Source organism: Escherichia sp. WS1450 (assembly GCF_046487395.1).
GTDB classification, from domain to species: Bacteria; Pseudomonadota; Gammaproteobacteria; order Enterobacterales; family Enterobacteriaceae; genus Escherichia; species Escherichia coli.
This window is the reverse complement of sequence record NZ_JBJQJO010000013.1, coordinates 45,034-59,828: the sequence shown is the minus strand read 5'-3', so window position 1 is coordinate 59,828 and position 14,795 is coordinate 45,034. Positions and strand designations below refer to the sequence as shown.

At 48.8% G+C, this 14,795-nt stretch carries 14 protein-coding genes; 12 read left to right on the top strand and 2 right to left on the bottom strand.

What is annotated here, in order from left to right; all coding sequences use genetic code 11:
- Window positions 1-2: 2 nt before the first annotated feature.
- Window positions 3-1,406 (bottom strand): chromosomal replication initiator protein DnaA, encoded by a 1,404-nt coding sequence (gene dnaA / locus ACJHYR_RS16290; RefSeq protein ID WP_000059111.1) that lies wholly within the window; start codon window positions 1,404-1,406, stop codon window positions 3-5.
- A gap of 296 nt (window positions 1,407-1,702) precedes the next feature.
- Here dnaA and ACJHYR_RS16285 point away from each other — a divergent pair, with 296 nt between their 5' ends.
- The 6 genes from ACJHYR_RS16285 to mnmE all read left to right on the top strand — a co-directional run bounded on the left by ACJHYR_RS16285 (window position 1,703) and on the right by mnmE (window position 5,869).
- Complete coding sequence (locus ACJHYR_RS16285; RefSeq protein WP_122134670.1) at window positions 1,703-1,783, top strand: hypothetical protein; 81 nt, start codon at window positions 1,703-1,705, stop codon at window positions 1,781-1,783.
- Window positions 1,784-2,012: 229 nt separating this feature from the next.
- The gene (gene rpmH / locus ACJHYR_RS16280) at window positions 2,013-2,153 is read left to right on the top strand and encodes a 50S ribosomal protein L34 (RefSeq protein WP_000831330.1); all 141 of its coding nucleotides are present in this window, start codon (window positions 2,013-2,015) and stop codon (window positions 2,151-2,153) included.
- 16 nt (window positions 2,154-2,169) lie between these two features.
- Complete coding sequence (rnpA, locus tag ACJHYR_RS16275; RefSeq protein WP_000239730.1) at window positions 2,170-2,529, top strand: ribonuclease P protein component; 360 nt, start codon at window positions 2,170-2,172, stop codon at window positions 2,527-2,529.
- Window positions 2,493-2,750 (top strand): membrane protein insertion efficiency factor YidD, encoded by a 258-nt coding sequence (yidD, locus tag ACJHYR_RS16270; RefSeq protein WP_001307474.1) that lies wholly within the window; start codon window positions 2,493-2,495, stop codon window positions 2,748-2,750. The genes rnpA and yidD overlap by 37 nt, the downstream gene beginning before the upstream one ends.
- Window positions 2,751-2,752: 2 nt before the next feature.
- Window positions 2,753-4,399, top strand: a complete 1,647-nt coding sequence (gene yidC, locus ACJHYR_RS16265) for a membrane protein insertase YidC (protein ID WP_059327805.1) — start codon at window positions 2,753-2,755, stop codon at window positions 4,397-4,399.
- Window positions 4,400-4,504: 105 nt separating this feature from the next.
- Window positions 4,505-5,869, top strand: coding sequence for a tRNA uridine-5-carboxymethylaminomethyl(34) synthesis GTPase MnmE (gene mnmE, locus ACJHYR_RS16260; protein ID WP_001282361.1), 1,365 nt, complete (start codon window positions 4,505-4,507; stop codon window positions 5,867-5,869).
- A 147-nt stretch (window positions 5,870-6,016) separates the two neighbouring features.
- On the opposite strand, the gene ACJHYR_RS16255 is transcribed toward mnmE, so the two are convergent.
- On the bottom strand, window positions 6,017-8,188 hold the full coding sequence (locus ACJHYR_RS16255) for a ShET2/EspL2 family type III secretion system effector toxin (protein ID WP_059327806.1): 2,172 nt from the start codon (window positions 8,186-8,188) through the stop codon (window positions 6,017-6,019).
- A gap of 399 nt (window positions 8,189-8,587) precedes the next feature.
- Here ACJHYR_RS16255 and tnaC point away from each other — a divergent pair, with 399 nt between their 5' ends.
- From tnaC to ACJHYR_RS16225, 6 genes are all read left to right on the top strand, one after another.
- On the top strand, window positions 8,588-8,662 hold the full coding sequence (tnaC, locus tag ACJHYR_RS16250; RefSeq protein WP_001364348.1) for a tryptophanase leader peptide: 75 nt from the start codon (window positions 8,588-8,590) through the stop codon (window positions 8,660-8,662).
- 220 nt (window positions 8,663-8,882) lie between these two features.
- The gene (gene tnaA, locus ACJHYR_RS16245) at window positions 8,883-10,298 is read left to right on the top strand and encodes a tryptophanase (RefSeq protein WP_001295247.1); all 1,416 of its coding nucleotides are present in this window, start codon (window positions 8,883-8,885) and stop codon (window positions 10,296-10,298) included.
- 90 nt (window positions 10,299-10,388) lie between these two features.
- A complete protein-coding gene (gene tnaB / locus ACJHYR_RS16240; RefSeq protein ID WP_000131903.1) occupies window positions 10,389-11,636 on the top strand; it encodes a low affinity tryptophan permease TnaB in 1,248 nt (415 codons plus the stop codon).
- A gap of 131 nt (window positions 11,637-11,767) precedes the next feature.
- Entirely contained in the window at window positions 11,768-12,943 is a 1,176-nt protein-coding gene (gene mdtL, locus ACJHYR_RS16235; RefSeq protein ID WP_059327807.1) for a multidrug efflux MFS transporter MdtL, read from the top strand.
- Window positions 12,918-13,877, top strand: coding sequence for an HTH-type transcriptional regulator YidZ (yidZ, locus tag ACJHYR_RS16230; RefSeq protein ID WP_059327808.1), 960 nt, complete (start codon window positions 12,918-12,920; stop codon window positions 13,875-13,877). The genes mdtL and yidZ overlap by 26 nt, the downstream gene beginning before the upstream one ends.
- Before the next feature lie 156 nt (window positions 13,878-14,033).
- Window positions 14,034-14,783: a 4'-phosphopantetheinyl transferase family protein gene (locus ACJHYR_RS16225; protein ID WP_059327809.1), complete on the top strand. Its 750-nt coding sequence runs from the start codon at window positions 14,034-14,036 to the stop codon at window positions 14,781-14,783.
- Window positions 14,784-14,795: the final 12 nt, after the last annotated feature.

Below are 14,795 nucleotides of genomic sequence, written 5' to 3'. Positions count from 1 at the left end.
GTTTACGATGACAATGTTCTGATTAAATTTGAAAAATCTTCTTTGATATCGTGGCTCTCTTCACGCAACTGCTCGATCTTCCGGCAGGCATGAAGCACCGTCGTGTGGTCACGACCACCAAACGCATCGCCAATCTCCGGCAGACTGTGGTTAGTCAGCTCTTTCGCCAGCGCCATCGCCATCTGGCGCGGACGCGCCACCGAGCGGGATCGACGCTTGGAAAGGAGATCCGCGACTTTGATCTTGTAGTACTCCGCCACCGTCTTCTGAATATTGTCGATGGTGACCAGTTTTTCCTGCAATGCCAGCAAGTCGCGCAGCGCCTCACGCACGAAGTCGATGGTGATCGCCCGTCCGGTAAAGTTAGCGTTAGCAATAACGCGGTTCAGCGCGCCTTCCAGCTCACGTACGTTAGATCGTAGACGCTTGGCGATAAAGAACGCCACTTCGCCCGGCAAACGAATGTCGTTTTCGTCGGCCTTTTTCATCAGGATCGCCACGCGGGTTTCCAGCTCTGGCGGTTCGATCGCCACAGTCAGCCCCCAGCCGAAGCGGGATTTCAAACGATCCTCAACGCCGTTGATCTCTTTCGGATAGCGATCCGAGGTGAGAATGATCTGTTGATTACCTTCCAGCAGGGCGTTGAAGGTGTGGAAAAACTCTTCCTGAGATCGTTCTTTATTAGCAAAAAACTGAATATCGTCGATCAGCAGTGCATCTACGGAACGGTAGTAGCGTTTAAACTCTTCGATCGCGTTGTTTTGCAGGGCTTTAACCATGTCCTGAACAAAGCGCTCGGAGTGCATATAAACCACTTTGGCATTCGGCTTGCGCGCCATAATGCCGTTACCCACCGCATGCAGCAGGTGAGTTTTACCCAGACCCGTGCCGCCATAAAGGAACAACGGGTTATAAGCACCGCCAGGGTTATCTGCCACCTGGCGAGCCGCCGCGCGCGCCAGTTGGTTAGATTTACCTTCAACGAAGTTATCAAACGTGTGTTTGACGTTTACGTTAGAACGATAGGTCGGTTCTGCCGGGGCCGGGACGTTATCCCAACCTGAGCGCGTAGAAGGCGCAGCACGTTGCGGCTGCGTTTGCGCCACCTGTGCAGGGGCCGCGACGTTGCTCGTCACTGCCGCTTGTGGCGTTTGCGTCACCGGTTTGGTGCCGACTTCAAAACGCAGCTGTGGGGCATCCGCTCCGCAGAAACTGGTTAGCAGTCCATTGATATTATTAAGGTACTTGTCCCGTACCCAATCGAGGACAAAACGATTTGGCGCGTACAGGGCCAGCGTGTTATCGCTCAGTTCCGCCTGCAATGGGCGTATCCACATACTGAATTCTGTGGCTGGTAACTCATCCTGCAATCGGGCAAGACACTGCTGCCAAAGCGAAAGTGACACGGCGGACTCCACTCGAACAAAAGTCGATAATGACTAAGGCTGAAACATTCATGATTGTTGACGTACGTCGAAAAGACCCTGCATGAGGGTGACGCACGAACCGCTGTCTGCGGTTATATGCCCGATCAAGATCCTGCAAAACGATCGGGACCGCGGATCATAGCCTAAACTGCGCAAGAGATCTTCTGTTTCTCACAGATTTTCCCGATTTATCCACAGGACTTTCCAGAACTCGCTAAGTGTAAACGATCCTGCCGCGAGGCGGGCACGATTTACGCCGCATATTGGAAAATTTAATGACCATAGACAAAAATTGGCTTAATCGATCTAATAAAGATCCAGGACGATCCTTGCGCTTTACCCGTCAGCCCGTATAATCCTCCACCCGGCGCGCCATGCTGGTTTTCACTGGTGTGAGGTCGTACATTTTCCCTGCGAAAAGGTGCGGAAAAGCGCGGTAAATAAGGAAAGAGAATTGACTCCGGAGTGTACAATTATTACAATCCGGCCTCTTTAATCACCCATGGCTTCGGTGTCCATCGTTTCATTTTTCGGCGGATATCCAATAAAGCCATTGAATTTATTCAAGTTTAGGTAGAAATCGCCATGAAACGCACTTTTCAACCGTCTGTACTGAAGCGCAACCGTTCTCACGGCTTCCGTGCTCGTATGGCTACTAAAAATGGTCGTCAGGTTCTGGCACGTCGTCGTGCTAAAGGCCGCGCTCGTCTGACCGTTTCTAAGTAATAAAGCTAACCCCTGAGTGGTTAAGCTCGCATTTCCCAGGGAGTTACGCTTGTTAACTCCCAGTCAATTCACATTCGTCTTCCAGCAGCCACAACGGGCTGGCACGCCGCAAATTACCATTCTCGGCCGCCTGAATTCGCTGGGGCATCCCCGTATCGGTCTTACAGTCGCCAAGAAAAACGTTCGACGCGCCCATGAACGCAATCGGATTAAACGTCTGACGCGTGAAAGCTTCCGTCTGCGCCAACATGAACTCCCGGCTATGGATTTCGTGGTGGTGGCGAAAAAAGGGGTTGCCGACCTCGATAACCGTGCTCTCTCGGAAGCGTTGGAAAAATTATGGCGCCGCCACTGTCGCCTGGCTCGCGGGTCCTGATAGCCCTCATTCGGGTCTATCAACGCCTGATTAGTCCGCTACTCGGGCCGCATTGTCGTTTCACTCCAACCTGTTCAAGCTACGGAATTGAGGCATTGCGCAGGTTTGGAGTGATAAAAGGCAGTTGGTTGACGGTGAAACGCGTATTAAAATGCCACCCTTTACACCCTGGTGGTGACGATCCCGTCCCGCCCGGACCATTTGATACCAGAGAACACTAACGATGGATTCGCAACGCAATCTTTTAGTCATCGCTTTGCTGTTCGTGTCTTTCATGATCTGGCAAGCCTGGGAGCAGGATAAAAACCCGCAACCTCAGGCCCAACAGACCACGCAGACAACGACCACCGCAGCGGGTAGCGCCGCCGACCAGGGCGTACCGGCCAGTGGCCAGGGGAAACTGATCTCGGTTAAGACCGACGTGCTTGATCTGACCATCAACACCCGTGGTGGTGATGTTGAGCAAGCTCTGCTGCCTGCTTACCCGAAAGAGCTGAACTCTACCCAGCCGTTCCAGCTGCTGGAAACTTCACCGCTGTTTATTTATCAGGCACAGAGCGGTCTGACCGGTCGTGATGGCCCGGATAATCCGGCTAACGGCCCGCGTCCGCTGTATAACGTTGAAAAAGACGCTTATGTGCTGGCTGAAGGTCAAAACGAACTGCAGGTGCCGATGACGTATACCGACGCGGCAGGCAACACGTTTACCAAAACGTTTGTCCTGAAACGTGGTGATTACGCTGTCAACGTCAACTACAACGTGCAGAACGCTGGCGAGAAACCGCTGGAGATCTCCACCTTTGGTCAGTTGAAGCAATCCATCACTCTGCCACCGCATCTCGATACCGGAAGCAGCAACTTCGCACTGCACACCTTCCGCGGCGCGGCGTACTCCACGCCTGACGAGAAGTACGAGAAATACAAGTTCGATACCATTGCCGATAACGAAAACCTGAACATCTCTTCGAAAGGTGGTTGGGTGGCGATGCTGCAACAGTATTTCGCGACGGCGTGGATCCCGCATAACGACGGTACCAATAACTTCTATACCGCTAATCTGGGTAACGGCATCGCCGCTATCGGCTATAAATCTCAGCCGGTACTGGTTCAGCCTGGTCAGACTGGCGCGATGAACAGCACCCTGTGGGTTGGCCCGGAAATCCAGGACAAAATGGCAGCTGTTGCTCCGCACCTGGATCTGACCGTTGATTACGGTTGGTTGTGGTTCATCTCTCAGCCGCTGTTCAAACTGCTGAAATGGATCCATAGCTTTGTGGGTAACTGGGGCTTCTCCATTATCATCATCACCTTTATCGTTCGTGGCATCATGTACCCGCTGACCAAAGCGCAGTACACCTCCATGGCGAAGATGCGCATGCTGCAGCCGAAGATTCAGGCAATGCGTGAGCGTCTGGGCGATGACAAACAGCGTATCAGTCAGGAAATGATGGCGCTGTACAAAGCTGAGAAGGTTAACCCGCTGGGCGGCTGCTTCCCGCTGCTGATCCAGATGCCAATCTTCCTGGCGTTGTACTACATGCTGATGGGTTCCGTTGAACTGCGTCAGGCACCGTTTGCACTGTGGATCCACGACCTGTCTGCACAGGACCCGTACTACATCCTGCCGATCCTGATGGGCGTAACGATGTTCTTCATTCAGAAGATGTCGCCGACCACCGTGACCGACCCGATGCAGCAGAAGATCATGACCTTTATGCCGGTCATCTTCACCGTGTTCTTCCTGTGGTTCCCGTCAGGTCTGGTGCTGTACTATATCGTCAGCAACCTGGTAACCATTATTCAGCAGCAGCTGATTTACCGTGGTCTGGAAAAACGTGGCCTGCATAGCCGCGAGAAGAAAAAATCCTGATTCGGTGAGTTTTCGCTAAAATAAGGGCGGTCAGTTGACCGCCTTTTTTCTTTTCGTAGGGCGGATAAGCACCGCGTATCCGCCACACAAAGCAACAGGAACATCATGAGCGATAATGACACTATCGTAGCCCAGGCCACGCCTCCGGGACGTGGCGGCGTTGGCATCCTGCGCATCTCCGGCCTCAAAGCCCGTGAAGTTGCCGAAACCGTGCTGGGTAAACTGCCTAAGCCGCGCTACGCCGATTATCTTCCGTTTAAAGACGCCGACGGCAGCGTGCTCGATCAGGGGATTGCGCTATGGTTCCCTGGCCCGAACTCGTTCACCGGCGAAGATGTGCTTGAACTGCAGGGTCATGGCGGTCCGGTGATCCTCGACCTGCTGTTAAAACGCATTCTGACCATTCCCGGCCTGCGGATTGCCCGCCCTGGTGAGTTTTCCGAACGCGCGTTTCTTAACGATAAACTCGACTTAGCCCAGGCCGAGGCGATTGCGGATCTTATCGACGCCAGTTCGGAACAGGCGGCCCGTTCGGCACTTAACTCGCTGCAAGGCGCATTCTCCGCACGGGTCAACCATCTGGTGGAAGCCCTCACCCACTTGCGCATTTACGTCGAAGCGGCAATTGATTTCCCTGATGAAGAGATCGATTTCCTCTCCGACGGCAAAATTGAAGCCCAGCTCAATGACGTGATTGCCGATCTTGATGCAGTGCGTGCTGAAGCACGTCAGGGTAGTTTGTTGCGCGAAGGGATGAAGGTGGTGATTGCCGGACGTCCTAACGCCGGTAAATCGAGCCTGTTAAACGCGCTGGCGGGCCGTGAAGCGGCAATCGTAACCGATATCGCCGGAACCACGCGTGACGTGCTGCGTGAGCATATCCACATTGACGGAATGCCGCTGCATATCATCGATACCGCCGGGCTACGTGAAGCCAGTGACGAAGTGGAACGTATTGGTATCGAGCGCGCGTGGCAGGAAATTGAACAGGCCGACCGCGTGCTGTTTATGGTCGATGGCACCACGACAGACGCCGTTGATCCGGCAGAGATCTGGCCGGAATTTATCGCCCGTCTGCCCGCCAAACTGCCGATCACCGTGGTACGCAATAAAGCCGATATAACCGGCGAAACGCTGGGAATGAGTGAAGTGAACGGCCATGCGTTGATTCGTCTCTCGGCAAGGACTGGCGAAGGCGTGGACGTGCTGCGTAACCATCTCAAACAGAGCATGGGCTTTGACACCAACATGGAAGGCGGCTTCCTGGCGCGCCGTCGCCACTTACAGGCGCTGGAACAGGCAGCGGAGCATTTGCAGCAAGGTAAAGCGCAACTGTTGGGTGCCTGGGCAGGCGAACTGCTGGCGGAAGAGTTGCGCCTGGCACAGCAGAACTTAAGCGAAATCACCGGGGAGTTTACTTCTGATGACCTGCTGGGGCGGATTTTCTCCAGCTTCTGTATTGGTAAGTAACTCGTCTAAATTGATATAAAGGGCACTGTTCCGTTCTGGGGAAACTAACTATCAGAACGGAACAGCGCTTGTTTTTTATGAGCATCCTGCACCAAAACTGCATTTGCTACTGGCTGGAGCGACTTTAAACACCTTGCAGTCCTGTCTTTACAGAGAACGATATTGCTTTAACCTATTAAGCTCCTCTTGCGGAAAGTTAAATTCGTCTACTGCTTTCCAGAATAGTTCTTTAAGTACAGGATTGCCATTTGCCTGACTTATTACAGATTTACCTTCATTATTCTTTTCTTCCAGTTGCATCATCACATCTTTAAGGTAATTTTCATTTTCACCAACCACAATTTTTAATATTTTCAGCCAGAGCCCCATATGTATATCATCCCCGTTATTTACCACATGAGAGAATGACTTGCCATCAAAGTCACGGGTAAACTGCTCCACAATTTCATCGAAAGAGAACCCGTGTTTCAACGCCAGGCGAATCGCTGCACTCAGATATACATCAATGACCTGTTTACTCATTTTCTTAAAGCTTGCAATATGCAAAGAGCAGACAGCATTATTTCTGCTCAGCGACAGTAGTTCTCTCACCACATCTTTATCATTTTCATAATGGCTGGCTATCACATCAGCTGTCTCCATCCAGGCAGCAACAATCTCCGTATACCCTTTCACTATCGCAGAATATAAGCCTGATGCCTTCGTCCATTTGTCTGACTCCCCCGTCCATTTTTCTCTTGCAGCCATCAGTTTCAATATATCTTCTTTATTTATTTCATTTTTAAACATTTTGGCTTTTATATTGGCTAGCAATATATTAACAACATTATAATCATTGGTTCTAATAGCGCTATTTAAATCATAAATTGAGTCTATTTCTTTTCCTACACTACGAAGTATTTCATTTTTATTTACTCCAAACTCTTTCTCAAAGTCATCTATCGCCAAGAACAATACCTTGACACTTTCTTTTTTATTTTTTGATAAAGCTACAGAAATCGCGCTCACACCACGGTTATCTTTCGCAAGGAGTAGAGTTTCCAGGTCTTCCCGGCTAAAGTTAAATTTTCTGGCCAACTCTTTTAAATTTGTTATATATTCATTAATCTTATTAAGATTATCGTGTTGCAGTGACATACATAACCCATATGTTCCCCCTGGTCCTTTAGCAGCAAGAATCTCAAGAACCTTTGATACTGTCATTTCTTGGGAATTTCTTAACTTATCGAAAAAAAGAACAATATTTTCATACGTCCCCATTTGCATTAATAGATATAATGCTGATGGTGATAATGGTGGTTGCAATTCATTGTCTATACCACTTAATAAATGGGCCTGCTCTCGAGGGAGATAAGGAATTATGCCTACACACTCGGAGCAAATCTCTGTTTTTACCCATTTTATATTCGCCAACTCAATATTTATAAATGATTGTAATGACCCAAAAGAATCACAGTTTTTTGCTTTATAGCGTACTGCAGTATTGGTTGCATTAGGATCATAAAAGGATACAACATATTCAGTTTCGCCGGCAGGCGTTTGTTTTATCCTCAAGCGGACGGCCATAGCGTGTTTTTGAGATTTAACGATTGCCGCCATATGCGTTAACTTCTCTTTTTCCATTCTGTGAAAGAAGACAGATAATATCTCCCCGAACTTGTCACTGGCAACGACGCATGTACCTGGTGGTGGATTGTTTATTAGATTATCAAATTGCTGATCAAGCTCGTATGGAAAATGTTGCTGTATCCCTTCTGGAGTTGAATAGCATTCCTTCAATGGAACTTTACCTGTATTTTCATTCATTGAATCTATACAATACTGCAGCGAAATATGCCTGCACACGACTAAATCTTCTGGTTTTTCATTAAAATAAACCTTACAGTTATAATCTACAATATCATATTTACTATTAGCTTTTTTCTGCTCTTTAGTAAAACTCTCATCATCTGCGTTCGTATGAGGGCGAATAAAAATATCTTTGAGGGATGTTGTAAGCGCAGGTGGTACGGGAATCTGTGTAGCATACTTTCCTTCAATATCCCCCACAGTTACAATCAGACTTTCAGGGTCTTGCTCAGATGTGGAGACAATAATAATAAGTCCACCACCAATTAAAACCCATGGTTCAATCTCGCTACAATTATTAAAAAAATGATTTAACGGACCTTCTTTTTCAAACGAATAAACTGAAGGATTTTTAAGATACGCCACTATATCGTCAACGATTAATTGAGTTTTATTTTTTCCTCCATCCAACTCAGGCATGAAAGAAGGAGATTGTGCACATACACTGCCAACAGTTACGTTATCAACCATTTTCTTTCCCCTCATTCATATGAAAGTTGTAGTAATAATAAGGTTACTATTTAAAAACCAACTATCAAATTTCGCTCATTTATAGAGTTATTTGTCTTTTTACGTCATTACCCCATCAGGTCATCAACCTGGTAATGAAGTGAGTAAACCGCGACGTCAACGAGGGAAACTGCTCCTTGTAATGGAACCCCTATAATCAATGCCATCACCTTCAACAATAATGATAAAAATTAAAAAATTTATCCATTCATGTGTTTTTGCTAATATTTTGCATGGGGCAGCTATCACAAACACATCCAATATCTAATTGTGATTCGATTCACATTTAAACAATTTCAGAATAGACAAATTTCTTGAGTATTATACTGTAGCCTCGTGTCTTTCGAGGATAAGTGCATTATGAATATCTTACATATATGTGTGACCTCAAAATGGTTCAATATTGACAACAAGATTGTCGATCATCGCCCTTGATTTGCCCTTCTGTAGCCATCACCAGAGCCAAACCGATTAGATTCAATGTGATCTATTTGTTTGCTATATCTTAATTTTGCCTTTTGCAAAGGCCATCTCTCGTTTATTTACTTGTTTTAGTAAATGATGGTGCTTGCATATATATCTGGCGAATTAATGGATATTGCAGATGTAATATTCACAGGGATCACTGTAATTAAAATAAATGAAGGATTATGTAATGGAAAACTTTAAACATCTCCCTGAACCGTTCCGCATTCGTGTTATTGAGCCAGTAAAACGTACCACTCGTGCTTATCGTGAAGAAGCAATTATTAAATCCGGTATGAACCCGTTCCTGCTGGATAGCGAAGATGTGTTTATCGATTTACTGACCGACAGCGGCACCGGGGCGGTGACGCAGAGCATGCAGGCCGCGATGATGCGCGGCGACGAAGCCTACAGCGGCAGCCGCAGCTACTATGCGTTAGCCGAGTCAGTGAAAAATATCTTTGGTTATCAATACACCATTCCGACTCACCAGGGCCGTGGCGCAGAGCAAATTTATATTCCGGTACTGATTAAAAAACGCGAGCAGGAAAAAGGCCTGGATCGCAGCAAAATGGTGGCATTCTCTAACTATTTCTTTGATACCACGCAGGGCCATAGCCAGATTAACGGCTGTACCGTGCGTAACGTCTATATCAAAGAAGCCTTCGATACGGGCGTGCGTTACGACTTTAAAGGCAACTTTGACCTCGAAGGATTAGAGCGCGGCATTGAAGAAGTTGGCCCGAATAACGTGCCGTATATCGTTGCAACCATCACCAGTAACTCCGCAGGCGGTCAGCCGGTTTCACTGGCAAACTTAAAAGCGATGTACAGCATCGCGAAGAAATACGATATTCCGGTGGTAATGGACTCCGCACGCTTTGCTGAAAACGCCTATTTCATCAAGCAGCGTGAAGCAGAATATAAAGACTGGACCATCGAGCAGATCACCCGCGAAACCTACAAATATGCCGATATGCTGGCGATGTCCGCCAAGAAAGATGCGATGGTGCCGATGGGCGGCTTGCTGTGCATGAAAGACGACAGCTTCTTTGATGTGTACACCGAATGCAGAACCCTTTGTGTGGTGCAGGAAGGCTTCCCGACATATGGTGGTCTGGAAGGCGGCGCGATGGAGCGTCTGGCGGTAGGTCTGTATGACGGCATGAATCTGGACTGGCTGGCTTATCGTATCGCGCAGGTACAGTATCTGGTCGATGGTCTGGAAGAGATTGGCGTTGTCTGCCAGCAGGCGGGCGGTCACGCGGCATTCGTTGATGCCGGTAAACTGCTGCCGCATATCCCGGCAGACCAGTTCCCGGCACAGGCGCTGGCCTGTGAGCTGTATAAAGTCGCCGGTATCCGCGCGGTAGAAATTGGTTCTTTCCTGTTAGGCCGCGATCCGAAAACCGGTAAACAACTGCCATGCCCGGCTGAACTGCTGCGTTTAACCATTCCGCGCGCAACATATACTCAAACACATATGGACTTCATTATTGAAGCCTTTAAACATGTGAAAGAGAACGCGGCGAATATTAAAGGGTTAACCTTTACCTACGAACCAAAAGTATTGCGTCACTTCACCGCAAAACTGAAAGAAGTTTAATTAATACTACAGAGTGGCTATAAGGATGTTAGCCACTCTCTTACCCTACATCCTCAATAACAAAAATAGCCTTCCTCTAAAGGTGGCATCATGACTGATCAAGCTGAAAAAAAGCACTCTGCATTTTGGGGTGTTATGGTTATAGCAGGTACAGTAATTGGTGGAGGTATGTTTGCTTTACCTGTTGATCTTGCCGGTGCCTGGTTTTTCTGGGGTGCCTTTATCCTTATCATTGCCTGGTTTTCAATGCTTCATTCCGGGTTATTGTTATTAGAAGCAAATTTAAATTATCCCGTCGGCTCCAGTTTTAACACCATCACCAAAGATTTAATCGGTAACACCTGGAACATTATCAGCGGTATTACCGTTGCCTTCGTTCTCTATATCCTCACTTATGCCTATATCTCTGCTAATGGTGCGATCATTAGTGAAACGATATCAATGAATTTGGGTTATCACGCTAATCCACGTATTGTCGGGATCTGCACAGCCATTTTCGTTGCCAGCGTATTGTGGATAAGCTCGTTAGCCGCCAGTCGTATTACCTCATTGTTCCTCGGGCTGAAGATTATCTCCTTTGTGATCGTGTTTGGTTCTTTCTTCTTCCAGGTCGATTACTCCATTCTGCGCGATGCCACCAGCTCCACTGCGGGAACGTCTTATTTCCCGTATATCTTTATGGCTTTGCCGGTGTGTCTGGCGTCATTTGGTTTCCACGGCAATATTCCCAGCCTGATTATTTGCTATGGCAAACGCAAAGATAAGCTAATCAAAAGCGTGGTCTTCGGTTCGCTGCTGGCGCTGGTGATTTATCTCTTCTGGCTCTATTGCACCATGGGGAATATTCCGCGAGAAAGCTTTAAGGCGATTATTTCCTCAGGCGGCAACGTTGATTCACTGGTGAAATCGTTCCTCGGCACCAAACAGCACGGCATTATCGAGTTTTGCCTGCTGGTGTTCTCCAACTTAGCTGTCGCCAGCTCGTTTTTTGGTGTCACGCTGGGATTGTTCGATTATCTGGCGGATCTGTTTAAGATTGATAACTCCCACGCCGGGCGTTTCAAAACCGTGCTGTTAACCTTCCTGCCACCTGCGTTGTTGTATCTGATCTTCCCGAACGGCTTCATTTACGGGATCGGCGGTGCCGGACTGTGTGCCACCATCTGGGCGGTCATTATCCCCGCGGTGCTGGCAATCAAAGCTCGCAAGAAGTTTCCCAATCAGATGTTCACGGTCTGGGGCGGCAATCTTATTCCGGCGATTGTCATTCTCTTTGGTATAACCGTAATTTTATGCTGGTTCGGTAACGTCTTTAACGTGTTACCTAAATTTGGCTAAATCCTTCAAGAAGCCAGCCATTCGCTGGCTTCTTGCCTCTCAGGAAATCACTTATGTCCAAATGGCAACTCGCCTGATCCTCCTTCACCACGTATGCTTTGCGTCACCTTACTATCAGGACGCTTTAGCCCATGTCCCGCTTTTTGATTTGTAGTTTTGCCCTGGTTTTACTTTATCCCGCCGGGATTGATATGTACCTCGTTGGTTTACCGCGCATCGCCGCCGATCTCAATGCCAGCGAAGCGCAGTTGCATATTGCGTTCTCCGTTTATCTGGCGGGCATGGCAGCTGCGATGTTATTTGCCGGTAAAGTGGCCGATCGTTCAGGGAGAAAGCCTGTCGCCATACCCGGCGCGGCGCTATTTATTATCGCCTCGGTGTTCTGTTCACTGGCTGAAACCAGTGCGTTATTTCTTGCAGGGCGATTTCTACAGGGGCTGGGCGCGGGCTGTTGTTACGTGGTTGCGTTCGCCATTTTACGCGACACACTGGATGATCGACGTCGGGCTAAAGTGCTGTCGTTACTCAACGGCATTACCTGCATCATTCCGGTGTTAGCGCCGGTGCTCGGACACCTGATTATGCTTAAATTCCCGTGGCAGAGTCTGTTCTGGACGATGGCAACGATGGGCATCGCGGTACTGATGTTGTCTTTGTTTATTTTAAAAGAAACGCGCCCTGCGGCCCTCGCAGCTTCTGACAAACCACGAGAAAATTGCGAGTCGCTGCTTAACCGGTTTTTCCTCAGCCGTGTTGTTATCACCACCCTCAGCGTTTCGGTGATCCTCACCTTCGTCAACACGTCGCCGGTATTGCTGATGGAAATCATGGGTTTTGAGCGCGGGGAATACGCCACCATTATGGCGCTGACCGCTGGCGTCAGCATGACCGTTTCATTCTCCACACCATTTGCGCTGGGAATTTTTAAGCCACGTACGTTGATGATCACCTCACAGGTGTTATTCCTGGCGGCGGGGATCACTCTTGCCGTTTCACCTTCCCATGCGGTTTCTCTGTTTGGTATCACGCTGATTTGCGCCGGTTTCTCGGTAGGTTTTGGCGTAGCGATGAGTCAGGCGTTAGGGCCGTTTTCATTACGCGCGGGCGTAGCCAGCTCGACCTTAGGTATTGCGCAGGTTTGCGGTTCGTCACTGTGGATTTGGCTGGCAGCGGTGGTTGGTATTGGCGCATGGAATATGCTGATCGGGATTCTGATTGCCTGTAGCATAGTGAGCCTGTTGCTGATTATGTTCGTCGCGCCTGGACGCCCCGTTGCCGCTCATGAAGAAATCCATCACCACGCTTGATCTCAATTTGCTGCTCTGTCTGCAACTGCTGATGCAGGAGCGCAGCGTGACCAAAGCGGCGAAGCGGATGAACGTGACACCTTCGGCGGTGAGTAAGTCGCTGGCAAAGTTAAGAGCGTGGTTTGACGACCCACTCTTTGTGAACTCACCGCTGGGCCTGTCGCCCACACCGCTAATGGTCAGCATGGAGCAAAATCTGGCGGAATGGATGCAAATCAGCAACCTGCTGCTGGATAAACCGCACCACGAAACGCCGCGCGGTCTTAAGTTTGAACTGGCGGCGGAATCGCCGCTGATGATGATCATGCTTAATGCGCTGTCGAAACGGATCTACCAACGATACCCGCAGGCGACCATCAAATTACGTAACTGGGATTATGATTCCTTAGATGCTATTACTCGTGGTGAAGTGGATATTGGTTTTTCCGGTCGCGAAAGTCATCCCCGTTCGCGGGAGCTGTTAAGCTCGCTACCGTTAGCCATTGATTATGAAGTGCTGTTTAGTGATGTGCCCTGCGTCTGGTTACGCAAAGATCATCCGGCACTGCATGAAGCATGGAATCTGGACACCTTTTTACTTTATCCGCATATCAGCATTTGCTGGGAACAGAGCGATACCTGGGCGCTGGACAATGTGTTACAGGAGCTGGGGCGCGAACGCACGATTGCTATGAGCCTGCCGGAATTCGAGCAGTCACTGTTTATGGCAGCACAGCCCGACAATCTGCTACTGGCGACCGCGCCGCGCTACTGTCAGTACTACAATCAACTCCACCAACTGCCGTTGGTTGCTCTTCCTCTCCCGTTTGACGAAAGCCAGCAAAAAAAGCTGGAAGTCCCTTTTACCCTGCTGTGGCATAAACGGAACAGCCATAATCCGAAGATCGTCTGGTTACGGGAAACCATTAAAAATCTTTACGCGTCGATGGCATAACCGAATCGTATGAAACGCAACCCTATTTCACAATAAAATGTAAAAAAGTTGTAATAAACTTATCTGAATCGAACTTTTAGCCGCTTTAGTCTGTCCATCATTCCAGTAAATGATTACTCTTGTATTCATAATGGACCATTAAGCATGGAGCGAAAAATGGCGACTCACTTTGCCCGAGGGATTTTAACGGAAGGACATCTGATTTCTGTTCGTCTCCCCTCCCAGTGTCATCAAGAAGCCCGAAACATTCCCCCTCATCGTCAAAGCCGTTTTCTGGCGTCCAGAGGTTTACTCGCAGAACTGATGTTCATGCTGTATGGCATTGGCGAATTGCCGGAAATCGTCACCCTGCCGAAAGGAAAACCGGTTTTCAGCGATAAAAATTTGCCTTCGTTTTCTATTTCCTATGCCGGGAATATGGTCGGCGTGGCGTTAACAACCGAAGGTGAATGTGGCCTCGATATGGAACTGCAGCGTGCGACGCGCGGGTTTCATAGCCCACACGCGCCCGATAACCACACCTTTTCCAGCAATGAATCGCTATGGATCAGTAAACAAAACGATCCTAACGAAGCGCGGACGCAGCTCATCACGCTGCGCCGAAGCGTGCTAAAACTAACCGGTGATGTTTTGAATGACGATCCGCGCGATCTGCAGCTGCTGCCCATTGCCGGACGCCTGAAATGTGCTCATGTAAATCATGTAGAAGCGTTATGCGACGCGGAGGACGTGCTGGTGTGGTCCGTGGCGGTCACGCCCACGATTGAAAAGCTCAGTGTCTGGGAGTTAGATGGCAAACACGGCTGGAAAAGCCTGCCCGATATTCACAGCCGCGCCAACAATCCTACCAGCCGGATGATGCGTTTTGCCCAGCTCTCTACCGTGAAGGCTTTTTCGCCAAATTGATAGACAACCACA